Genomic DNA, 22193 nt, shown 5'->3' with positions numbered 1-22193 from the left:
TGTCAGTTAAGCTCAAAACAATGAAATCACGTAGCTTGGGTTAAGGAACGTTCACGAAGTGTGGCGAAGCCATAACCCAACAAACCAAAAATAGTTGACATTCAAATCATCGCTACCACAAGAATTATAATTTTATTCTCGTAGTGTAAATTATAGCAGTTAATTGTATAGGCAACATCAAAATTAGGCTTTTGTAAAAAAAAGTTATTTCCCAATTTGATACAACACTAAAATATCCCATACTCATCATCACCAAAATGAGCCAGTGTATCTGTTTTTGCTTGAAAATTTGCATATCAAATCTTTTAAAACCAACCTTGTTTATTAACAAAATAGGTATTAACGAATTCTTCATGGGGTTTATTTAAATAAATCATGGCTTCAATTAAACCGATGAGTTGCATAACTATTAATGCAAAACCGTAGGTGAAAGAGCCACCAACTACAGAAATTACTAACATAATAAAACCTTCGGATGGATAACCCAAAATAAACTTATGCAGTCCAAATCCACCAAAGATAATTCCAGCATAGCCGGCTAATAGTTGTTTGGTAGTATGAGAGGGGTTGAGATTACTCATATTTAGTTATGCTCCTTGATAGATGAATTATAAAATTTAAGGAATAGGAAAATACAGATCAAACCATGTTTGACATCAAGCTGTGCTATCAAACATCACTGGGCTTTGACTAGCTATGATTTAGATAATGATGAAATGCTCCTCAAGAATGAGCGTAAAAATATCAAATTTTTAGATAAAATGTAGCCAAATTGGCAGAAAATATTGTGTAGCATATTTGCAATTTTCAAGGTATGAATAATTCTGAAAATGGCAAACAAAGATATAACAATATAGATTTTTCTACATATCTATTTTGGAGATATCCGGAGGATTTTTTTAAAAGTTATTTCAAGATAATTTAACCTATAACTAGATAGTTATAAGCCTATTTTTGTCTAGCATTTAATAGACATTTCCAAAAAAGATCGTAGAGACGTTCCATGGAACGTCTCTACAACTAGGAATAAACGCCCTAATTATTACTACCTAAAAGAAACAAACTGATTAATGTGCCACTATTCCAAAGACTGTGGAGAAGCATGGGGGCGAGTAAATTGCGCGATCGCGTGTAAACTACTCCTAATACCATTCCCAATGCTGTCAAAGGGAGTATTTCGGCTAAACTGAGGTGAGCAGCCGCAAATAACAAACTACTGGCGAAAATTGCTCCCCAAACGGATGTATAACGAGTCAGGGATGGTAATAAAAAGCCCCTAAATAGGAATTCTTCAAAAAATGGTGCGGCTACGGCTGCGGTAAAGAAAAATATCCCCAATGCCGTATTATCCCGGCTTTCTAGTGCCATTTGCAATAGTGGATTACTGCCACCTTGTCCTTGCCATAATTTTTGATTAATTAAGGATACTATCACCACAATAGGTAAAGCTGCACAATAGCCACCCAGTCCCCAAAAAAACCAATTACTGAATAATTTGCAGCGAAACCAGTTTTCAGGAAGGGGGAAAAACCGTCTAATGGAAAAGTACAGAACTGACAAAGAACCAAAAGCCACTAACAGATAACTAACTAAAACGACAAAAGCCTCAATTCTGGCATTACCTGTCCCCCGCGGAATCGGCAAAATAGATAATAATTCGGGGATAAATAATTGTCCCATTAAGAAAAAGCCAAGGACGAAAACCTGGATAATTATTTCCCAATTCCAAGGAGTTGACCAAACTAAATCGCCATTTCTTGCTAATAGTGATTCTCGACCTTTAAATAACCTTTGAAGCAATAAGAAAATCAGTATAATTGTACCTAGCAAGGCTGTTAAGGTGGGGATAGTAGCAATTATAGCTAATTTTAATAATGCTTGAGTTGCTGCTTCTTGTTGGGCAATTTTTAGAGATGATAAAGCTTCTTGACGTTGTTGGAGTTGATATAATTTCTCTAACACCGTTGAACGAAACCAACTATCTAAGTTTTGTTGAATTAGTTGTTCAGCTTTGGGGAATAGACGCGGGGGTTTACTCCACATTCCACTTAATACTTCAGCGGTTTCTTGATATTTGGGGTTGATATTTGAGTATTGTTGTAATTGACTCCAAGTTTTAATAGCATTGTCTATTTCCTGTTGCTGTGTTTGCAAAATTCCTAGACGCAAATCTAATTCTGCTAACAATTTTTGTTGTTGCTGGATAGATTTTTGTAAACTTTTTTCCTCTACAGAGAGAGATAACGCAGGAGTAGGTGCTGACGATTGCAGTTTTACTAATTTTTTCTTAGTTGTCTCTAAACTGGTTTGGACAGATTCACTCGCTTCTTTATATTGCTTCGTCGCGCTCATCTGAGGATTTGCACCCAGAATAGATTCTTGAATTGTTTGAATATTTTTGTCGCTGCTATCTTCTGGCTGCCATGCTTGGGCTTGTAAGATAATATTAGTCTGATATAATTCTAGACGACTTTGGAATTGAGGTTTTTGCCAGCTATTCAATAAAGATAACCCTGACAACATGATCGCTAACAATGTTAGCCCCAGTAACAGCAACCGCTTAATTGTCATCTATTCCCCTTTAATTTACGAGTACAGAGCATCAGCCCATTGGTAATTATAAGCTAGTACCGCAGGGTGGAGTTAAAAATTAAAAATTAAAAAAGTAGATTAATTAAGCCTTCTACCAATCACCAATTACCAATATGTTTTTTACCAATTCTCTAGAAAATCAACTCCAGCAATGGAACAATTCTATTAGTAAGCAGCCAAATAATGCTAGTGCTTATATTCGTCGAGGCATGGTTTATTTTAAGTTGGCAAAAATTGAGGAATCAATTCAAGATTTTGATACTGCTGAAAGGTTAGATGTTCAAATTACTCCTTATCTTTGGCAACGGGGTTTATCTTATTATTATGCTGAACGATTTGCTGAGGGTGCAAAACAGTTTGAGATTGATTTGACTGTTAATGCTCAAGATGTGGAGGAAACGGTATGGAGATATCTTTGTATAGCGAGATTGTCAGGTGTGACAGAAGCTCGTAATTCTCTATTACTTGTGAAAAATGATCCTCGGAAAATTATGCTATCTATATATGATTTCTTTGCTGGTAATTGTTCAAAAGATGATGTTTTGAATGTGGGAAAGTTGGCAGGTTTAAAGGGTAAGTTCTACAGTCATCTTTATTTGGGTTTATATTATGAGGTTGAGGGTAATTTGGAGTTAGCGCGGGAATATATTGTTAAGGCTGCTGATGATTACAAAATTGATGATTATATGTGGTATTTAGCGGTGGTTCATAAGCATTTGCGGGGATGGAAATTTTGATGTCTCACGCAGAGGCGCAAAGAGAATTCAAGAGTTAAAACTGCTGTATGTTAATATTATGAGCTATGGATCTAAATTACTATGATAGAAATTTCTAATACTGTAATTATTCCTGATAGCGATATTGAAATTAGTGCAATTCGTTCTCAGGGTGCAGGTGGTCAAAATGTTAATAAGGTGGCTACTGCTATTCATTTGCGCTTTGATATTGGGGCTTCGTCGTTACCAGAAATCTATAAGGAAAGGCTTTTGAAATTGAAAGATCACCGCATTACTATTGAGGGAGTTGTGGTGATTAAAGCGCAGGAATACCGCAGTCAAGAACAGAATAAGGAGGAGGCTTTCAGACGACTTCAGGAACTGATTAAAAGTGTGTCTGTTTTACCTCGAAAACGCAAACGAACTAAACCAAGTCGCAGTTCTCAAAGAAAACGTCTCGATAGTAAAAACAAGCGTGGACAAATTAAGTTGACTAGAGGAAAAGTTACAGAATAATCACCTTTGATATATATTATCTATCTTCCTAACATTTTATCTCGCAGATGTTTAATGCGAAGGATAAAAATATACTACTCTAGCTAAAAATAACCAATGAGGTTGTGAAATCTAGTATTATTGGCTCTAATTGTCAAAATTCTAGAGAATCATAATTATTTGGAGTTGTTTTGTCATTAGTAATTACCGAAAATCAACCACCAGTTTTGTATGTGGATACAATAAGAGACTATCCGCGCCATGTAGAGATGCTTTTGAAAGACTGGTATGAGATATTGCAACTCCCTGAAGATTGCTTAGAATTGATAATTGATTTCCACTATTGCACATTCTTAGGACACATTGGCGTTGCCTTTTTAGGCGGAATAGTTCGTCTATTTGAATACAGGGGTGGGAAGGTCAAGTTCCTATGGGATACGCTTATAGAGAAAATCCGTGTGAATTTGGCTCAAAATGGATTCCTCTATGATTTTGGCTACAATCAGAAACCTTGGGATGGTAACTCCGTACCTTATCGAAGCGATACTCAACACGACCCTATAGCCATTGCTGACTACTTAGGATATAAATGGCTGGGTAAAGGTTGGGTTAATATCAGTTCTGGATTACAGAATGCGATCGCAGGTAAAGTTGTAGAAATATACTTTAATGCCTTTGAACATAGCAATTCTCCTATAGGTGTATTTAGCTGCGGTCAACATTACACTACTTCAGGTACTCTTCAGTTAACGGTGGTTGACTTTGGGATTGGTATTTCTAATAGTGTTCGTACTTTACCCGAAAATGCAGCAATGACATCTATTGAGGCTTTAAAGTGGGCATTTGAGCCGGGAAATAGCACCAAGCAGCAAGGTGTCCGACAGGGTGAAGGCTTACACATACTACAAGAATTTGTCCAAAAAAATCATGGAAGTCTGATGATTTTCAGTAATGACAGCTATGTCAATATAGGGGATAATAGAGTTAAATACGAAAACATTTGTACTAACTTTTCAGGAACGCTAGTCAATATAGCTTTTCGATGTGATGAAAAATACTATTGTTTAGCTTCAGAAGTTCCTAAACTCAAGAAGCTGAAGCTCTAGAGAGAGGGAGATAAGGACATGATGTATAAAGTTTACGATATAGTTGGTGAGTATGCCATAACTCCTGATGGTGGACAAAGGTTATATGATCAGATTCATCCATGTTTACTAAGTGATGAAACAGTGGAATTAGATTTTGCAGGAGTGAAGATTTTTGCATCTCCATTTGTGAATTTTGCATTTGGTCAATTGTTGAAAGATATTCCATCTGAAAAGTTGAATCAATTACTTGAATTTACCTCTCTCAATGCTGATGGTTGGGATGTTATTAATCACGTAATGACTAGAGCTAAACGTTATTACTCTGATGAAAAATATCGTAATGCTGTGGATACGGTGATAACAGATATGGCTGCAAGTTTTTGAGGTATGGCAATTATTCAAGCTGATATCATAGATATCACAACTGACATACCACAGCAAAGTGACATTTTCTTTGTAGATACCAACATCTGGTTTTGGCAAACTTATACAAATGCTGCATTTACGGCTAAACGTTACCAAATTACAGATTATCCCAACTATATCAACAAAACACGCCAAAATGGAGCTACTCTTACTTATTCTGGACTCACTTTAGCTGAACTTGCTCATATTATTGAGAAAACAGAATATGATATTTATGTTCAATCTAATGGATATTTACACTTTAAGAAATACCGTCATGATTATCCAACAGAAAGAGCTAATGTAGTCGCTGAAGTTCAGTTTACTTGGCGACGAATCAAAAAAATTGCAATTCCTATTGATTTAACAGTAGATGACGCAACAACTGATGCTGCTATTAACCGATTTACCACTCAAGCAGTTGATGGTTATGATTTGCTGATGCTTGAAGCTATTAGCAAAGCAGGAGCAGGAACAGTTAAGATTATTACTGATGATATGGATTATAGTGTTGTTCCAGGTATTCAGGTGTTTACTAGCAATAAATATGTTATTCAAGATGCTGCTATGCAAAAGAAGTTAGTAAGGCGTTAATTATAAATTTAGTTTATCTACCTAACATTTTATCTCGAAGATGTTTAATGCGATCGCGTAATTTTGCAGCATCTTCAAATTCCATCTTCTTCGCTGCTTCTTTCATCTGTTTCTCTAACAAAGTAATTAACTCTGGAATATCTTCTAAAGATAATTCATCTAAATGTTCATCAACCATTTTTAAATCAGTGGCATTTAACCGCCGAGAAGCATCTAAAAATGATAAAATCGAATTACTCTGCTTTTTAATAATTGGTTGCGGTGTAATTCCATGCAGTTTATTATAAGCAGTTTGAATTCCCCTTCTTCTATCAGTTTCATCAATGGCTTTAATCATACTCCCTGTTAGTTTATCAGCATATAAAATTGCTTTTCCTCTAACATGACGCGCAGCCCGGCCGATAGTTTGAATTAAAGAACGTTCAGTTCGCAAAAATCCTTCTTTATCTGCGTCCATAATTGCAACTAAAGAAACTTCGGGTAAATCTAAACCTTCTCTGAGGAGGTTTACACCAACTAACACATCAAAAACACCATTTCGTAAATCTTGTAATATTTCAATCCTTTGAATTGAATTAATTTCTGAATGCAGATATCTAATCCGAATTCCCCTTTCTTCTAAATATTCGGTCAAATCTTCCGCCATGCGTTTAGTTAATGTGGTAACTAAAGTTCTTTCTTGACGGTCAACTCGATCTTTTATTTCTCCTAATAAATCATCAATTTGTCCTTCCGTGGGACGCACAAATATTTCTGGGTCAATTACTCCCGTTGGTCGAATTACTTGTTCAATAATATTCTCTTCGGAAATCTCTAATTCCCAATTTCCTGGAGTCGCAGAAACGAAAATACATTGATTGACTTTTTGCCAAAATTCTTCGGCTTTTAAAGGACGATTATCCGCCGCACTGGGAAGCCGAAAACCATGATCTATTAATACTTTTTTCCTAGCTTGATCTCCGTTATACATTCCTCGCAATTGGGGAACACTAACATGAGATTCATCTATAACTAATAACCAATCTTTAGGAAAATAATCAACTAAACATTCTGGTGGTTCTCCTGCTTCTCTTCCTGCTAAATGACGGGAATAATTTTCTACGCCGTTACAATATCCCACCTCTCGTAACATTTCCAAATCATAACGGGTGCGTTGATCAATGCGTTGCGCTTCAACTAATTTACCCATTGATTCTAATGTTGATTGTTGGTATTTTAATTCTGTGGCTATATCTTCACAAGCTAGTTCTACTCTTTCTTTGGGGGTAACAAAGTGACGGGCTGGGTAGATATTTACTGCTTCTAAACTGTTGAGAATTTCACCGCTAACAGGATCTACATATCTAATTGCATCAATTTCATCACCAAAGAATTCTACACGAATAATTCTATCTTCGTAAGCAGGAGAAATTTCTAAAACATCACCCCGAACTCGGAATTTCCCCCTCCCCATTTCGATGTCGTTGCGGGTATATTGGACTGCGGTTAAATCCCGTAGAACTTGACGTGGATCAATTTCCATTCCCAGTTGTAAACGAATTGCAGCTTTGAGGTATTCCGCCGGCATTCCTAATCCATAAATACAACTAATTGAAGCGACAACAATCACATCCCGACGTTCAAATAAGGAACGGGTGGCGGAATGTCGTAACATATCTATTTCTTCATTAATTGCTGATGTTTTTTCTATATAAGTATCAGTAACGGGTAGGTATGCTTCGGGTTGATAGTAATCGTAATAACTGACAAAATACTCAACTGCATTATTAGGAAAAAACTCCCGCAGTTCGTTACATAACTGGGCTGCTAATGTTTTATTATGTGCTAATACTAGGGTTGGTTTACCGACTTTTTCTATGACTGCGGCTATGGAAAATGTCTTTCCTGTTCCTGTCGCACCCAGTAATGTTTGATAATGATTTCCTTTTTGAATACTAGCAGAAAGTTGAGCGATCGCTTGCGGTTGATCACCCGTAGGTACAAAAGGTGCTTGTAAATTAAAATTCATTATCCAGCTTCAACGTTACACACAGCAATTCTACACAATTTCTCAGTTTTGTGTCTGGGGCGAATTTTTTTTCGGGGTTTGGCTTGCAACATCGCCGGCGATGTGCTATATTAATATAATGGAGTGGAGATAAAATTTTTATGAAAGCACGCATTACCATTATCAGAATATCATCCCTAGCGGCGCAAGTCAACCCCCCAATCTCTAAAAAAAGAAATTTTTTTCTACTTAAATATAAATTTATACTTGTATTTATGTAAGAAGAAATAAACCACGAAGAAGCGAAGTAAGCGAAGGAAGAAAAGAAGGTTTTAGAGAATTTTTGTATAGGTTATATTTATAGTATCAGAAATGGTTAAAATGGAAAATAAATCTATTGCTATTTTGAAATGATTCCAGAAGCAAATATTGATGATGTTCAAGAACCAATTACCAGCGCACCACCGGAGGTAAAGCAAATTATTGAGAAGGTATGGAGATTGGAGAAAAGCAGATTAGATAGGAAGAGTAAGGGTCATATTAATGATGATATTCTCACTATTGTGAAGGAAGCGGTGCAATGAAGCTAACTTCTATTAAATTATGTAATTTTCGTTCTTTTTATGGGAAAACTCCAGAAATAATTTTAGCTGGTGGAGATGTTCGCAATACTACTATGATTTATGGTAGTAATGGCGCTGGTAAAACCAGTATTTTGAATGCCTTTACTTGGGTTTTATATGAAAAGTTTAGTGCGGCTTTTGCGTCAACTGAACAGTTAGTAAATAAACGTGCAATTTCCGAATCTCAACCTAGTCAACCTGTGGAATGTTGGGTGGAAGTTGGTTGGGAACATGAAGGTAATCGTTATCGTGCTACTCGTGGTTGTCGGGTTTATAAAAATGAAAGTGATGTGATTGAAGCTGGGAAAACTCAGTTGAAAATTCAAGTTGCTGGAGATGATGGAAAATGGTATTTTCCTCTTCAGCAAGCGGAGGAAATTATTACTCAGATTTTACCAGCAAGTTTGCATCAATATTTTTTCTTTGATGGTGAACGGATTGAGGAAATTGTTCGTTCTGATAATAAAGCGGAAATTTCTGAAGCAATTAGAACTTTTTTAGGTGTGGAAGTAATTGAACTTTCTATTAAACACTTGAAGGATGCTAAGAAGTCGTTGGAAACTGAGTTAAAACATATTGGTGATGCGGAAACTAAGCAGTTATTGACTCAGCAAGAAAAACAAGAACTGGAAATTGACAATATCAATAAACGTCAAACGGAAATAAATCAAGAGTTGGAATATCAACAAACTTTTAAAAAGGAAGTTAGTAATAAGTTACGAGAATTGAGTGCGGTGAAGGAATTACAGGAAAGAAAGCAAAGTTTAGAATCTCAAAGAGATAGTTTACGGGAAGAGTTGAAGAAAACACGGGAGAATTTGAAAAAGGTTATTTCCGCACGGGGTTATACTGTTCTGTTGTCAGAAACTACGACTAAGTTCCGAGAAATATTCACAGATTTAAAACAAAAAGGTGAATTGACTGCGGGAATTTCACGGGAATTTGTGAATGATTTACTTACTAGTGGACGTTGTATTTGTGGCGCAGATTTAAGGGAAGGAACGCATACTCATTTTCATGTTAAGAATTTGATGAAAAAAGCAGGTTCTTCGACTGTGGAAGAAACCGCAATTAGAATGAGCGCGCAAGTTGATGAAATTGATAAACAAGCAATTGCTTTTTGGGAAGAAGCAGATAGGGAACAAGTACGAATTCAACAGTTAAGGGAAAATATCAATCAGGTTGAACTGGAATTAGCGACTATTCAAGAACAATTACGAAAAGATCCCAATGAAGAAATTAGTAGTTTACAAAAACGTCTTGATGAAATTGAAGCTAAAATTGATGAATTAAATCGAGAACATGGTGCAAATCAACAGGAAGTTTCTCACCTAAAAACGGCTATTGATGCTTTAATAAAACAAATATCTAAGCAAAAACAAAATGAAGAAAAACAATCTTTAGCACAGCGGCGGATTAATGCTACTCAAGATGCTATTGAACGATTATCAGAAGTTAAAAATCGTCAAGAAAATCAGTTTCGTCTGCAATTGGAACAACGAGTACAAGAAATTTTCTCGGATATTTCTTTTACTCCTTATGTTCCGAAAATTAGCGAAAAGTATGAATTGAGTTTGGTGGAAAATACGACGGGAATTGAAGCACCGGTTGCAGCTTCGACGGGTGAAAATCAAGTTCTCAGTTTATCTTTTATCGCTAGTATTATTGATAAGGTGCGAGACTGGAGTGAGAAGCGGAAAATGATGATGGTTCCTGATAGTAGCACTTTTCCAATTGTTATGGATTCTCCTTTTGGGAGTTTAGATGCTAATTCTCGTCGTCACATTGCGAGAACTATTCCTAAGTTAGCAAATCAGTTGATTGTTTTGGTGACTAAGACGCAATGGCGGGTGGAGGTTGAGGAGGAAATTGCTGATAAGATTGGGAAGGAATATGTTTTGGTTTATTATTCTTCTAAGCCTAATTGTGAACAGGATTTTATTGAGTTGGGGAAGGAAAGATATTCTTTGGTTCGACAGAGTTTGAATGGTTTTGAATATACGGAAATTGTGGAAGTGGAACGAGGTTAGAATGTCTCACGCAAAGACGCAAAGGCGCAAAGGAAGAAAGAAATGGTTGTTAGTTCTTTGAGTTTGGTTACTGATAGTTGGGTAAAGGTAAGTTGGGATGAGTTTCTAGAATTTGCTGAACATTCTGATTATCAGCACGGAAGATTTTATTTTTATCAAAATTATATGAGGGTAGAAATGTCACCTGTTGGTTCAATTCATGGAAACAATAATAATGTTGTGGCCAATGTTGTGAATTTTTATGCGACATTGAAAAATATTAAAATTAAAGGTTGGGTAAATACCAGTTTTCGCAGAATGAATGAAGGAGAATGTCAACCTGATTTAGCTTTTTATATTGGTGAGAAAATAAAATTCCCTCCTTTGAATAATTCTCCTGTGAATATTAATGATTTAGCAGCACCGACTCTAGTTGTGGAAGTTGCTGCTTCTTCTATTAATGATGATTTGGGTTTTAAGCGGTTACTCTATGAACGTTTGGGTGTAAAGGAATATTGGGTAATGGATGCTAATAATCATGATATTATTGCTTTTGAAATTATTGACGGAGGAAGTAGAAGAATTGAGGAGTCAAAGGTTTTACCAGGTTTGCAAATCGCTATTGTTAAGGAAGCTATTCAGAAGAGTTTAACTCAAGATGATGGTGAGGTGAATCGTTGGTTGTTAGGAATTTTTAGTTGATATGTATACCCCAGAGTTTCAGTGTGGAAGAATGTTATTGAGAAGTTGTTTGTTGGTGGTTGGTTTAAGTTTTTTTGCTGTTCGTGTTTTGGCTTTTTCTGATACTCAAAATTATTGGGGTAAAGATTGTATTCAAGAGTTAGGAAAAAGGAGGTTACTTTCTGGTTATCCTGATGGTAATTTTCGTCCTAATGCAATTGTTACCCGCGCGGAAGCTGCGGTTTTAATGTTGAATGCTTTTCCTAATGCACCAATAAAACGCAATGCGGTAATATTTAAGGATGTATCTCCTAATTATTGGGGATATAAAGCAATTAATTCTGCTTATCAAAAGGGTTTTTTCTCTGGTTATCCAGGAAATATTTTTCAACCTAATCAAGCAATTCCGAGAGCGCAAATTATTGGTGTTGTCGCTGGGGGAAAAAATTATGGTTCTGTCTCTAACCCCGCGCAGATATTACAACGTTATTTTGAAGATGCGAATTTAATTCCTAATTATGCTCAAAGTTCTATAGCTGCGGGAACTATTAATAGTATTGTTGTTAATTATCCTGATGTCAAAAAGTTAAAACCTCAAGCAATAGCTACTAGAGGTGAAGTTGCTGCTTTAATGTGTCGAGCTTTAAATATTTATGCTGTCCCTCCTCAATATATTGCTGGTGTGGAAGTACAACCCCAAGAGGTACGCGCTTTACCAGGAAATTTAGATTCTATTCCTACTTTTAATAGTAATAGTCCTGAACTTGTGGATACTGATGGAATTTTACTTTCTACTTTTTCTCCTGTTGGTAAAAAAAGCCAGGAAGCACATTTAAATTATCTTTTTCAAGGTAGATTTGATGTGTTTTCTCATCATATTGTTCGAGCCGAAACTACTTCTCAAAACCGGACGGTTTATCAGGGGATTATTGTTCATAATCCAGGTAATGAAGCGGTGACTTTGGAAGTTTTACAAGCTGCTAGTTATCTGTCACGGGAAGCACCTTTTATTAATCTACCGGATATGGTAGATAATCCCCAAGGTACGGTTTATGCTGGTCCTGGTAGTCGGACTATGAATGATGTCTTGCGAGGGGTTAAGCAAGAGGTATTTCCTGATAAATTGGTGATAAAACCAGGGGAAAGTCAAATTTTAGCGAATTTACCAATTGGGGTTCAAGCACCTTCTTCTCATGGTCGCACGGTGATGATGCGGTTGAGTAGCAATAAACCGATTTTTATGGCAAATTTAGCAAAGAGGAGCGATCGCCCCCCAACTATTGTAGAATGGCTACAGCTATTAGATAATGGCAGTTTAGCAGGAAAGCGTGACCCTATTCCTACGCCTTTAGATCCTCCCAGAGAACCAACTGTATTTAGTCGTGTTGCTGGTGTTTCTCAGGGGACAAAATGGGAAGCAAATATTACAGATGATGCAAATGTTACTAATTTAACTTTACCTCAGCCGGGAAAGGCTATTTCTTATCCTTTAGGGACGGTACATTTAATTACTCTTAGCACTGGACAAATACAGAGTGCGTCCATGCTCAAACGATATCCTGATACGGCGTATTTTGCCCATAGTAACTACGGTGTAGAATATAATCTGACGTTACCTTTATATAATTCTAGTAGTCAAACCCGAACTGTGGCTGTATCAATTCAAACCCCTATTAAGGATGAAGGTGGTACTGATAGATTGTTGTTTTTGAAGCCACCAGTGGAACAAATATTTTTCCGGGGGACTGTGCGGGTACGTTATACGGATGATAATGGTGGGGAAAAAACGCGCTATCTGCATTTGGTACAGCGTCGGGGACAACCTGGGGAAGTTTTGGTAAGGTTGCGGTTAGCGGGGGGTACAAAAAGAAGGGTTCAGGTTGATTTTTTGTATCCTCCTGATTCTACTCCTCCGCAGGTTTTGACTGTGAAAACTGAAGGATAAGTTCAGTAGGTTGGGTTGACGCAAGGAAACCCAACATTATTAATTTTTTTAACGCAAAATCAGGAGTTAAGAAGTTATGGTTGCTAATTTTGATAGAAGTTATATGAGTCCTCTGGAGTATTTGGAGTGGGAGGAACAGCAAGATATTAAACATGAATATATCAATGGTGAAGTTTTTGCTATGACTGGGGGAACTATTCCCCATACTACTATTGCTTTAAATTTGGCTTCTGCGTTAAAAAATCATTTGCGTGGGGGTAAATGTCGTCCTTTTATGGCAGATGCTAAAGTGGGTATATCGGAAAATGGTCCGTTTACTTATCCTGATGTCATGGTAAGTTGTGATGAACGGGATAAAAAAGCAATTAAGTTTATTCAATTTCCTAGTTTAATTGTTGAAGTGCTTTCTCCGAGTACGGAAGCTTATGATAGGGGGGGAAAGTTTCAGCTATATAGACGGATTGAATCTTTACAGGAATATGTTTTAATTAGTGCTGATAAAATCGGTTTGGATTGTTTTCGCTTAAATGAGAAGGGTTTATGGGAGTTGCATCCTTTTGTTGAGGGTGATGAGGTACATTTAGTTAGTGTTGATTTTACTTTTCCTCTTTCTCTGGTTTATGAGGATGTTTTTTGATTTTTTTCTCACGCAGAGGCGCAGAGGCGCAAAGAGGAGCATAAGAGTATGGTATTAGTAAGTTAGGTTTGGTTTAATATATTTAGGGTGTAGATTTTATAATTATGGCTGCAAATAGAATCAAAATTGCTCAAGATAAGGCTGAGTTGGTGAAATCGTTACTAGCGTCTAAGGAAACACCGGGACCTTTCCAGACTTATGTGGAGGTGATGATATTTGCAGCAGCATTAGGCGTAAAGTATAAAAAAAGCGTTCCTCTAGGAGATACCACAAAAAGAGATCCTTCTCCAATTCCACAAGACAATTTTGCTTCACTTGGATATGACAAAATTATAAAATTATTAGGAATTGTTGAGACCAGTGATATCCAAATACTTGCGTCTAGGGAAGATGAATATGAGGATAAACGGACTCAAATATTTGAAGAGTATGCTAATGGTGGATTAGAAATATTACAAAGTGAATTGCGCGGAGTTGTTGATTATGCAGCACAACTTCTAGTAATTTTAATTACTGCAAGAGATTATCCAGAAAATAACATAGAGGAAGAATTTAATTTAAGTAGATTTTTAAAATGATCCATTTTCTAAAGTAGTTAAACATGAATAATCTTCGTTTTTATTGTGAAAAATTCTCTAGCTTGAAAGTAAGTAATAGCCGAAAACGTGGTAATGCTCAATATAAACCAATATTACTTTTAACCGTAATTGATTTGATTATGAGAGGAGTTATTACCAATAATCAAATTTTTGTTTCAGATGAATTAATTCAAACTTTTAATAAATATTGGGATGTAATTGGCTCACAATCTTATCAAGGGGGTTTACACTACCCATTTTTTCATCTGCAAAATGAGGGATTTTGGCACGTACAAATAAAAGCAGGTTTTAATAATTTACAACCAAAAACAACTAACAAATTAAAATTAGCTGTTGAATACGCATATTTAGACCGTGAATTATTTAATTATTTAGAAAATGAATCTTCTCGAAAAGAATTAATTGATGCACTTGTAGCTGCTTTTTTCTCGGATAATGAAGATGAAATTGAGGAATTTCTACAAATTAATCAGACTTTTCAAGATTATCCAGAAGTAGAAAAACTAGATAATATTGAAAATTTACCTAACAACCCTAAATGGAGTTTAAAAAAAACCCTAATTAGAAATGCTTTTTTTAGAAAAGCGGTTGTTTCTGTATATGATTGTCAATGCGCTTTTTGTGGGTTGAAAGTTACTAAAACTGGTAATCAAAATATTGTTGACGGCGCACATATAAAGCCATTTTCTGCTTTCTATGACAGTAGAATACATAACGGCATAGCACTTTGTAAAAATCATCATTGGGCTTTTGATAGAGGTTGGTTTGCTGTTGATGATAAATACAAAATTATCGTTAGTAAAGAATTAGAAGAAGTATCTCCCCATGCTAGAACAATAACGGAATTTCATGGGGAAATACTCATATTACCGAAAGTAGAGAAATATTTTCCAGATATTGAAGCCTTACAATGGCATCGTTATCATATATTTCAGCCATAATTAGCCATTATTATAAAATAACTGGTAGCCCTACCTCCTGTGGTTTGACCAACTTTCCATCAAAACCTATAGTTTGTTCTTCTGTCGTCCTAGCATTAGCTAAAGCTTTACGTAAAGCAGTAACTTCCATTTTTTCAGTCATTCCTCCCAACATATAAATAAATAACTTCACAGCTAAATCTTTTCCTACTACCTGCACCCGCTTTTTATTGGGGTCATATAAAACCCCATACCATAAAGATTGAGGATATTCCATACTACTAAAACCCCCTTGACGGTCAAATTTCTCCAACTTCTTAAAAATATCCGTCAAAGCAAAACCTTTTTTAAATACCAAAGTTCCCAAAGCTTGTGCTAAAGCAACTTGAGAAACTGGACGAAATAACATATTTCCCTCACCACCATCTTTTTCAAAATAGAAGCGACGCAAAGCAGTTGTTTCTTCATGTTCCAATATTTTATAACTGGGAAGATTAGCTAAATTATCAAAAAGTAGCTTAAAATCGGCAATTCCTTCCTGAATTTCTTCATTTTCTGGACGCATGGGAATTAACCCTTTTTCCAAAGGTTTCCAATGGGGGAACTTTTGCCCCAAATACCTTTCAGACATATCTTGTAAGGCTTGCAGCGTCGTTAAAACTGTAGAATTAGCAGCGACTGTGGCACTATTCCAATTAACACGGGGATTACGATTTGGTTTTTGTTCTAAAAGTGGATGTGTCACCGCAATTTTTCGCGCTACAATAGCAAAACCATCATCTTCATTTAATTGTGCTAACTGACCTTTAGTTAAAGGTGCAGCCATCAAATTCACATGAACAAAAATTGATCTTACCCGTCGTTTTGCTTCTGTATGAGTTTCCCCAGTATTCACCGCACAAATAAATTCAATCCCAATCTTTTCTTGACGCAAATTTTGTAAATAAGCAGGTTCTACTTGATATTTCTCGATTAAATCAGATAGAGTAATAAAACTTTCATCAGCAGTTTTATCTTTTTTATAACGTTGGAGTTTACCAGATTTAATTAACTCCATTAAACCTTGGACACCCATTAATCTATGCTGACCATCTAAAGCATAAATTGTCACATTTTCTTCAGAAATATTCAGTAAACCAACTTTACCATCTTTATCTAAAGGTATAAAATCAGTAGTCGCTTTTTTAGCCCTTCCTTGACTATCCCACTCCGCTGCTTTGGGGTTATCTACCCAAGGTTGATTAATTACCACCAAAACAGCCGGAAATTTATGGTTTTTTCTTGCTGCTAAATACTGCACTAACGGTGCTTGACGCGACCAATCAACAGGACGTTGTTGAATTTCATCAATACTATCAGCGTCAATTTCAATATTCTCTGTGTCTGGGTTGTACTTTTTTTGCAGCAGGGGTAAACCAGACGCAAAATGTACCCGTCCCGCGAACCATTCCAATGTCACAGAACCTACATAAGCCTCAGTTCCACCCATTTCAGTCTTTTGGACAAGAATTTGGTCTTTCTTCTCTAAAAACCTGTCTAGCAGCAAAGCTAATACCTGTTTATCCTTATTTTCCCGTTCTAAATACTCGTTAGCGAGTTGATCATTTAGTGTGTTTGTACTATTATTCATATTGCTTTTTGAAAACTTAGTAACTAACTCTTGCTTTATTGTCAAAAAAAATGGATACTAGGGATGCAATTTTTAAAAATATGTTGCACTCGTAGCTAGGTTTATTTATATACCAGATAATTTCCCCCGCAGGGAAGTATTGAGTCTAAGTCCATATATACATAGGTGGGGAAAAATGACTACAGCCCAACAGCCAGAAAATAAAAATCAGCCGAATCGTACTGTAGCAGAGTTAGTGGAGTATATCCAAGTTCTCTCTACAGAAATTCAAGAATTGTATTGTTTAGACCAGATACCTTGGGTAGTAGGCTATTCCGGTGGAAAAGATAGCAGTGCTACTTTACAACTTGTGTGGAATGCAATTTCTGGACTTCCACCAGAAAAAAGAACTAAACCAATTCATGTAATTACGACAGATACAGGGGTAGAAAATCCCTATGTTTCTGCTTGGGTAAAAAATTCATTAAAACAAATGGAAGTAGCTGCTCAAGAACAACAAATGCCAATACAACCTCATTTGTTACAACCAGAAACTAAACAAACATATTGGGCAGGTTTAATTGGTAAAGGCTACCCAGCACCGCGCAATAAATTCCGTTGGTGTACCGGACGATTAAAAATAGAACCTTCTAATCTTTTTATTCGTGATGTTGTGAGAGCTAATGGTGAAACAATAGTTATTTTAGGAACTCGCAAAACTGAAAGCATAACTCGCGGTTTGATTATGGAAAAACGTGAATTAGGTCGAGTCAGAGAACGCCTTTGTCCTCATCCTAATTTAATAAATTCTCTACTTTACACACCTATTGAAGATTGGCGGACTGATGAAGTTTGGCTATATTTAATGCAATGGGAAAACCCTTGGGGATATAGCAATAAAGATTTATTTTCTATGTATAGGGGTGCAACAGCAGATAATGAATGTCCTTTAGTTGTTGATACTTCTACTCCTAGCTGTGGTAGTTCTCGCTTTGGTTGCTGGGTTTGCACATTGGTTAATAGTGATAAATCTATGCAAGCAATGATTCAAAATGATGAAGAAAAAGAATGGTTACAACCATTAGTTGATTTTCGTGCTGAATTAGATGTTGACCGTGACCGCGAAAAAAGAGATTTTCGTCGGTTACGGGGAGAAGTTCAATTATTTGAACGTAATGTAAATGGTGAAACATCTGTTGAACCTATACATGGTCCTTATACAAAATATTGGCGAGAATATTGGCTAAGAAAATTATTGACAGCGCAAACAGAAATGCGACAAAATGCGCCCGAAAATATGCGCGATATTACCCTAATTTCTCAAGCAGAATTAAGTGAAATTCGCCGAATATGGTTAGAAGAAAAACACGAATTTGATGATAGCGTTCCCCGCATATACGAAGAAGTAACAGGAGAAGTATTTAAAGATCCCCGTCCTGGTGCTGACCATAGCATACTTGGTAGCGACGAATGGGGAGTATTAGAAGAAATATGTGACGGTGACGGAATGCACCTAGAATTAATGGCCAGATTATTAGATACAGAAAGACAATTCAAGAAAAAAATCCGCCGTGTAGGTATCTACGAAAGCCTAGAAAAATGCTTTGATACAAGTTCCCGTTCTCCAGAAAAAGCGATCGCAAATGCCCATTTAAAAAGGGATTTAAGACAAGCAGCATTAGATGGTGATGTTGCCACAATTCGGGAAAAATTCCAGCAATTAAGCTTAGGAGATACCCCCGAAAAACAAGAAAGTAAACCACAAACGTGGGCTAACTTCAAATATGCACAAAAGAACCCAGATGAATAGAATACTCCCTTCCCAGATAAAAATTAATTATCTTCTTCCTTCTTCTTTCTTCCTTCTTCCTTCTTCGTGTTCTTCGCTCCTTCGTGGTTCATTTAATCTATATTCTTCGGCTGAGAAGAAAGTAATATCTTTACCCTTCCTCTAATCATCCGATAGAGAACAATATCAATCCAAAATCTTAAATCTAAAATCCAAAATTGTATCATGATCTTCCTAGAATTAGTCCTGCAAAACTTCGGTCCTTATGCTGGAAAACAAATCATCAACCTCAACCCCCAAATTGACGAAGATAACGCCCGTCCAATTATCTTGTTTGGGGGAATGAATGGCGGCGGAAAAACCACCCTAATGGATGCCATTCGCCTCGCATTATATGGACAACGCGCCCAATGTTCAACCAGAGGAAATTTGAGTTATAGTGACTTTTTAACCCAATGTGTAAATAGTAAAAGTACCCCCACAGAAAAAACCAGAATTGAATTAGTTTTTGAACATATCGAAGAAGATAGACCAATCAAATATCGAGTTGTGCGGACTTGGGAAAAAAATCCTAAAGACGGAAAAGACCATTTAGGAATATTAGGAGATGATGAAACTTGGCCAATTGATTCATTAGTAAATATTTGGGATGAATATATAGAAAATATCTTACCTTTAGGTATTTCCAACTTATTTCTCTTCGACGGTGAACAAGTTAAAGAACTTGCAGAACAGGAAATACCACCGCCCATAGTTGTTGATGCGATTAACGGACTTTTGGGTTTAGAATTAGCAGATAAATTGGCAATTGATTTAGAAATATTAGTAAATCGCAAAAAACGAGAATTTGCAGATAATAAAGATTTAGCCAAATTAGAAGAAATTGAAACCCGACTCCAGGAAAAACAGAAAGAATACGAAAATAATCAAATAAAACTAGCAAATTTAAATATTGAGGTTGATGAATTAGAAAAAATTCATGAAGAAGCTTTAGATAGATTTGTGAATGAAGGTGGTAAAATTGCCGCTGAACGTAGCCAATTAGAACAACAAAAAGAAGAAAAACTCAAACTTGGTAATAACGTCCGTGAGTCCTTATGTGAACTAGCTGCTGATGTTTTACCATTGGCTTTAATTAGTCCTTTATTATCGCAAGTCCAAAGACAAGGAGAAAAAGAACTAAAAACTCAACAAATCCAATTAGCTAAAGATGTATTAATTGCTAGAGATGAAAGATTATTAAATTGGCTACAACAATTAAATCTAGAAACAAATAAACTTACTAATATTCAATCTTTTCTAGCTGAAGATATCAATAATTTATATACCAATAATTTATCAACAGAAAATACTTGGTTAAATGGAGATGAAGAAAGTTTAAGTTTACTTGACAATATAACTTATCGTTTGCAAACTACCAAAAGTACAGCCCAAAAACAATTAGATGAACTAACTAATTATGAAGAAGAAATCCTCACCTTAGAAAGACAAGTACAAACAGCGGCTGCACCGGAAGAATATACAAAACTACAAAAAGCAGTAAAAGAAGCACAAACTGAATTTAATAAACTTAAATCTCAGTCAGATATAATGACTCAAAAACTGATAGAATTAGAAACAGAAACTAAAAGATTGAGACAAGAACTAAATGAATATACAGTAGAAAATCTCAAATATCAAAATAGCGAACACATTATTGATTCAGCCTTAAAAGTTCAACAAACATTAAAAGTGTTTCGAGAAAGATTAACCCTGAGAAAACTTAATAAATTAGAAGAAGAAGTAAAAAACTGTTTTCTGTATTTATTACATAAATCAGATTTAGTACATCGCATAGCTATTGATAGCAAAACCTTCGGCTTATCATTATATGATTTAAACGGTAAACCAGTTCCCAAACATCGCCTTTCCGCCGGTGAAAAACAACTATTAGCGATCGCATTTTTGTGGGGATTAGCCAAAGTATCAGGAAGACGCTTACCCGTCGCCATAGACACCCCTCTAGGAAGACTAGACTCCTCCCACCGTAACAACCTAGTAGAAAGATACTTCCCCTCAGCCAGTCATCAAGTAATCCTCCTTTCCACCGACACCGAAATAGCAAAAAAAGAATATCAAAACCTGCAAGAAACCGAAGCCATAGCCCGCGAATACCTCCTCCAATACAACTCCGGTAAAAGAGAAACCACAATAAAACCCGGTTATTTTTGGTAAAATATCATTTAGTATTTCACAGAGTTAAATATGACAATTCCCTTACTACCAACCTTACATAATTTACCTGCTACCTTACCCTTAGAAGGTGCTATCAGAATCGAGTTACAAGAAGGAACACCTATCTTTCGTGCTTCTAGTAATGTCCAGAATCGCATTGAAACATTACTCTTGCAACAACAAAATTCTCAACTGACACCAGAAGAAGAACAAGAATTAGATAGTTATGAAGAAATAGATGATTATCTCAGTTTTCTAAATCGCATAGTCCGTAATTTTGCTCATAATCAAAACCACCAAACTATATAAAAGTGTCAACTCGGAAAATAACAGATTCAATTCAGCAGCAAGTACGTCAACGCGCATTAGAATTATGCGAATATTGTCACGCATCAGAAAAATGGCAATATGTACTATTTACAGTAGATCATGTAATTCCATTAAGTAAAGATGGCAAAAATACTATAGATAATTTAGCATTAGCCTGTTTTCATTGTAATCGCAGAAAATCAAATAATCTCACAGCAATAGATCCTGACTCCGGTAATCAAGTTGCATTATTCAACCCTAGAAAAAGCTTATGGAACGAACATTTTATTTGGTCAAAAAATGGATTAATAATTATTGGTTTGACACCTACAGGAAAAGCAACCATAGCAATACTAGATTTAAATAGAGAAAGAATTATCAATATTCGTGCTGCTGATAAAACTATTAATCGTCATCCACCTCCCGAAGATCCCATTTCTTCCTCTCAATAACTTTTAATATGAGGTAATATCAAATTTTTTTACCTCTTCCTCTCTTCCCTCTGTGTCCTCTGCGCCTCTGCGGTATGGCTAACGCCACGCTTCGCTATCGTTAATCAAAAAATCATGGAATCACCAATAGAAAGAATCAAACTCTCCCAAACAGCCAAAGAACAACTACTCAAACTCAAACGCAGCACAAAAATAGAACAATGGAACATATTATGTCGGTGGGCGTTTTGTCGTTCCCTCGCAGAAATCACCCCACCCTCCCCCGTACCTATCCCCCAAGATAGCAACGTCGAACTGACATGGCGGGTTTTTGGGGGAGAAATAGCCGATATATTGCTTTTAGCCCTCAAACAACGCTGTTACAACGACGGCTTAGATACCGATAGAGAAACCCTAATTACCCAATTTCGCTTACACTTACATCGTGGTATTGGCTACCTAGCAGGAGATCAGAATATCAAGAAAATTGAAGATTTAATTGCGATCGCTACAAACAAAGTACAATCCTGATTTTGCAATGTCTAGCCAG

The 22193-nt window shown here is 36.2% G+C and carries 21 protein-coding genes; 17 read left to right on the top strand and 4 right to left on the bottom strand.

Features of this window, described 5'->3' with window-relative positions; translation table 11 throughout:
* Positions 1–305 precede the first annotated feature (305 nt).
* Both FJR04_RS10785 and FJR04_RS10780 read right to left on the bottom strand, forming a co-directional pair.
* Positions 306–581: a TM2 domain-containing protein gene (locus tag FJR04_RS10785; RefSeq protein WP_168494464.1), complete on the bottom strand. Its 276-nt coding sequence runs from the start codon at positions 579–581 to the stop codon at positions 306–308.
* A gap of 454 nt (positions 582–1035) precedes the next feature.
* A complete protein-coding gene (locus tag FJR04_RS10780) occupies positions 1036–2571 on the bottom strand; it encodes a type II CAAX prenyl endopeptidase Rce1 family protein (protein WP_168494461.1) in 1536 nt (511 codons plus the stop codon).
* Positions 2572–2705: 134 nt separating this feature from the next.
* Between FJR04_RS10780 and FJR04_RS10775 the strand changes: the two genes are divergently transcribed.
* The 5 genes from FJR04_RS10775 (at position 2706) to FJR04_RS10755 (ending at position 5890) form a co-directional block, all read left to right on the top strand.
* Complete coding sequence (locus tag FJR04_RS10775; RefSeq protein WP_168494459.1) at positions 2706–3329, top strand: hypothetical protein; 624 nt, start codon at positions 2706–2708, stop codon at positions 3327–3329.
* An 81-nt stretch (positions 3330–3410) separates the two neighbouring features.
* Positions 3411–3824: an alternative ribosome rescue aminoacyl-tRNA hydrolase ArfB gene (arfB, locus tag FJR04_RS10770; protein ID WP_168494457.1), complete on the top strand. Its 414-nt coding sequence runs from the start codon at positions 3411–3413 to the stop codon at positions 3822–3824.
* Between the two features lie 170 nt (positions 3825–3994).
* A complete protein-coding gene (locus FJR04_RS10765) occupies positions 3995–4909 on the top strand; it encodes a hypothetical protein (RefSeq protein WP_217359310.1) in 915 nt (304 codons plus the stop codon).
* A gap of 18 nt (positions 4910–4927) precedes the next feature.
* Positions 4928–5275: an STAS-like domain-containing protein gene (locus FJR04_RS10760; RefSeq protein ID WP_168494455.1), complete on the top strand. Its 348-nt coding sequence runs from the start codon at positions 4928–4930 to the stop codon at positions 5273–5275.
* Between the two features lie 3 nt (positions 5276–5278).
* Entirely contained in the window at positions 5279–5890 is a 612-nt protein-coding gene (locus FJR04_RS10755) for a hypothetical protein (RefSeq protein WP_168494453.1), read from the top strand.
* Between the two features lie 13 nt (positions 5891–5903).
* On the opposite strand, the gene uvrB is transcribed toward FJR04_RS10755, so the two are convergent.
* Entirely contained in the window at positions 5904–7901 is a 1998-nt protein-coding gene (uvrB, locus tag FJR04_RS10750) for an excinuclease ABC subunit UvrB (protein WP_168494650.1), read from the bottom strand.
* Positions 7902–8287: 386 nt separating this feature from the next.
* Between uvrB and FJR04_RS10745 the strand changes: the two genes are divergently transcribed.
* From FJR04_RS10745 to FJR04_RS10715, 7 genes are all read left to right on the top strand, one after another.
* The gene (locus FJR04_RS10745; protein WP_168494378.1) at positions 8288–8461 is read left to right on the top strand and encodes a hypothetical protein; all 174 of its coding nucleotides are present in this window, start codon (positions 8288–8290) and stop codon (positions 8459–8461) included.
* Positions 8458–10530 (top strand): AAA family ATPase, encoded by a 2073-nt coding sequence (locus FJR04_RS10740; RefSeq protein WP_168494451.1) that lies wholly within the window; start codon positions 8458–8460, stop codon positions 10528–10530. Before FJR04_RS10745 ends, FJR04_RS10740 begins: the two co-directional genes overlap by 4 nt.
* Positions 10531–10572: 42 nt before the next feature.
* Positions 10573–11211, top strand: a complete 639-nt coding sequence (locus tag FJR04_RS10735; RefSeq protein WP_168494449.1) for a Uma2 family endonuclease — start codon at positions 10573–10575, stop codon at positions 11209–11211.
* 31 nt (positions 11212–11242) lie between these two features.
* Positions 11243–13135, top strand: coding sequence for a DUF3370 family protein (locus FJR04_RS10730; RefSeq protein ID WP_168494648.1), 1893 nt, complete (start codon positions 11243–11245; stop codon positions 13133–13135).
* A gap of 76 nt (positions 13136–13211) precedes the next feature.
* Positions 13212–13772: a Uma2 family endonuclease gene (locus FJR04_RS10725; protein WP_168494447.1), complete on the top strand. Its 561-nt coding sequence runs from the start codon at positions 13212–13214 to the stop codon at positions 13770–13772.
* A gap of 104 nt (positions 13773–13876) precedes the next feature.
* Positions 13877–14350 (top strand): DNA phosphorothioation-associated protein 4, encoded by a 474-nt coding sequence (locus FJR04_RS10720; protein WP_168494445.1) that lies wholly within the window; start codon positions 13877–13879, stop codon positions 14348–14350.
* Positions 14351–14373: 23 nt separating this feature from the next.
* Positions 14374–15312: an HNH endonuclease gene (locus FJR04_RS10715; RefSeq protein ID WP_168494442.1), complete on the top strand. Its 939-nt coding sequence runs from the start codon at positions 14374–14376 to the stop codon at positions 15310–15312.
* Positions 15313–15322: 10 nt separating this feature from the next.
* Here FJR04_RS10715 and FJR04_RS10710 read toward each other — a convergent pair whose 3' ends face one another.
* Positions 15323–16921, bottom strand: coding sequence for a DGQHR domain-containing protein (locus FJR04_RS10710; protein WP_168494441.1), 1599 nt, complete (start codon positions 16919–16921; stop codon positions 15323–15325).
* A gap of 175 nt (positions 16922–17096) precedes the next feature.
* Between FJR04_RS10710 and dndC the strand changes: the two genes are divergently transcribed.
* The 5 genes from dndC to dndE all read left to right on the top strand — a co-directional run bounded on the left by dndC (position 17097) and on the right by dndE (position 22174).
* Positions 17097–18710, top strand: coding sequence for a DNA phosphorothioation system sulfurtransferase DndC (gene dndC / locus FJR04_RS10705; protein ID WP_168494439.1), 1614 nt, complete (start codon positions 17097–17099; stop codon positions 18708–18710).
* A 204-nt stretch (positions 18711–18914) separates the two neighbouring features.
* Positions 18915–20903: a DNA sulfur modification protein DndD gene (dndD, locus tag FJR04_RS10700; protein WP_168494437.1), complete on the top strand. Its 1989-nt coding sequence runs from the start codon at positions 18915–18917 to the stop codon at positions 20901–20903.
* 30 nt (positions 20904–20933) lie between these two features.
* Positions 20934–21212, top strand: coding sequence for a hypothetical protein (locus FJR04_RS10695; protein ID WP_168494435.1), 279 nt, complete (start codon positions 20934–20936; stop codon positions 21210–21212).
* A gap of 2 nt (positions 21213–21214) precedes the next feature.
* Positions 21215–21664 carry an HNH endonuclease signature motif containing protein gene (locus FJR04_RS10690; protein WP_168494433.1) on the top strand — a complete coding sequence of 150 codons (450 nt, stop codon included), beginning with the start codon at positions 21215–21217 and terminating at the stop codon, positions 21662–21664.
* Positions 21665–21778: 114 nt separating this feature from the next.
* Positions 21779–22174, top strand: coding sequence for a DNA sulfur modification protein DndE (gene dndE, locus FJR04_RS10685; protein ID WP_168494431.1), 396 nt, complete (start codon positions 21779–21781; stop codon positions 22172–22174).
* The last annotated feature ends 19 nt before the right edge of the window (positions 22175–22193 follow it).

This window comes from Anabaena sp. UHCC 0204, from assembly GCF_009711975.1.
Classification (GTDB): domain Bacteria; phylum Cyanobacteriota; class Cyanobacteriia; order Cyanobacteriales; family Nostocaceae; genus Dolichospermum.
The sequence above is the reverse complement of the archived record's forward strand: the minus strand, read 5'-3'. Positions and strand labels throughout refer to the sequence as shown.

What these genes read in the sequence shown, in the direction of transcription:
- FJR04_RS10735 (WP_168494449.1), top strand. Translation starts at nt 10,573, where the DNA reads ATGGTTGTTAGTTCTTTGAGTTTGGTTACTGATAGTTGGGTAAAGGTA.
- FJR04_RS10780 (WP_168494461.1), bottom strand. Translation starts at nt 2,571, where the DNA reads ATGACAATTAAGCGGTTGCTGTTACTGGGGCTAACATTGTTAGCGATC.
- FJR04_RS10720 (WP_168494445.1), top strand. Translation starts at nt 13,877, where the DNA reads ATGGCTGCAAATAGAATCAAAATTGCTCAAGATAAGGCTGAGTTGGTG.
- FJR04_RS10775 (WP_168494459.1), top strand. Translation starts at nt 2,706, where the DNA reads ATGTTTTTTACCAATTCTCTAGAAAATCAACTCCAGCAATGGAACAAT.
- arfB (WP_168494457.1), top strand. Translation starts at nt 3,411, where the DNA reads ATGATAGAAATTTCTAATACTGTAATTATTCCTGATAGCGATATTGAA.
- dndE (WP_168494431.1), top strand. Translation starts at nt 21,779, where the DNA reads ATGGAATCACCAATAGAAAGAATCAAACTCTCCCAAACAGCCAAAGAA.
- FJR04_RS10755 (WP_168494453.1), top strand. Translation starts at nt 5,279, where the DNA reads ATGGCAATTATTCAAGCTGATATCATAGATATCACAACTGACATACCA.
- FJR04_RS10745 (WP_168494378.1), top strand. Translation starts at nt 8,288, where the DNA reads ATGATTCCAGAAGCAAATATTGATGATGTTCAAGAACCAATTACCAGC.
- FJR04_RS10715 (WP_168494442.1), top strand. Translation starts at nt 14,374, where the DNA reads ATGAATAATCTTCGTTTTTATTGTGAAAAATTCTCTAGCTTGAAAGTA.
- FJR04_RS10725 (WP_168494447.1), top strand. Translation starts at nt 13,212, where the DNA reads ATGGTTGCTAATTTTGATAGAAGTTATATGAGTCCTCTGGAGTATTTG.
- FJR04_RS10710 (WP_168494441.1), bottom strand. Translation starts at nt 16,921, where the DNA reads ATGAATAATAGTACAAACACACTAAATGATCAACTCGCTAACGAGTAT.
- FJR04_RS10785 (WP_168494464.1), bottom strand. Translation starts at nt 581, where the DNA reads ATGAGTAATCTCAACCCCTCTCATACTACCAAACAACTATTAGCCGGC.
- FJR04_RS10695 (WP_168494435.1), top strand. Translation starts at nt 20,934, where the DNA reads ATGACAATTCCCTTACTACCAACCTTACATAATTTACCTGCTACCTTA.
- FJR04_RS10730 (WP_168494648.1), top strand. Translation starts at nt 11,243, where the DNA reads ATGTTATTGAGAAGTTGTTTGTTGGTGGTTGGTTTAAGTTTTTTTGCT.
- dndD (WP_168494437.1), top strand. Translation starts at nt 18,915, where the DNA reads ATGATCTTCCTAGAATTAGTCCTGCAAAACTTCGGTCCTTATGCTGGA.
- FJR04_RS10760 (WP_168494455.1), top strand. Translation starts at nt 4,928, where the DNA reads ATGATGTATAAAGTTTACGATATAGTTGGTGAGTATGCCATAACTCCT.
- FJR04_RS10740 (WP_168494451.1), top strand. Translation starts at nt 8,458, where the DNA reads ATGAAGCTAACTTCTATTAAATTATGTAATTTTCGTTCTTTTTATGGG.
- dndC (WP_168494439.1), top strand. Translation starts at nt 17,097, where the DNA reads ATGACTACAGCCCAACAGCCAGAAAATAAAAATCAGCCGAATCGTACT.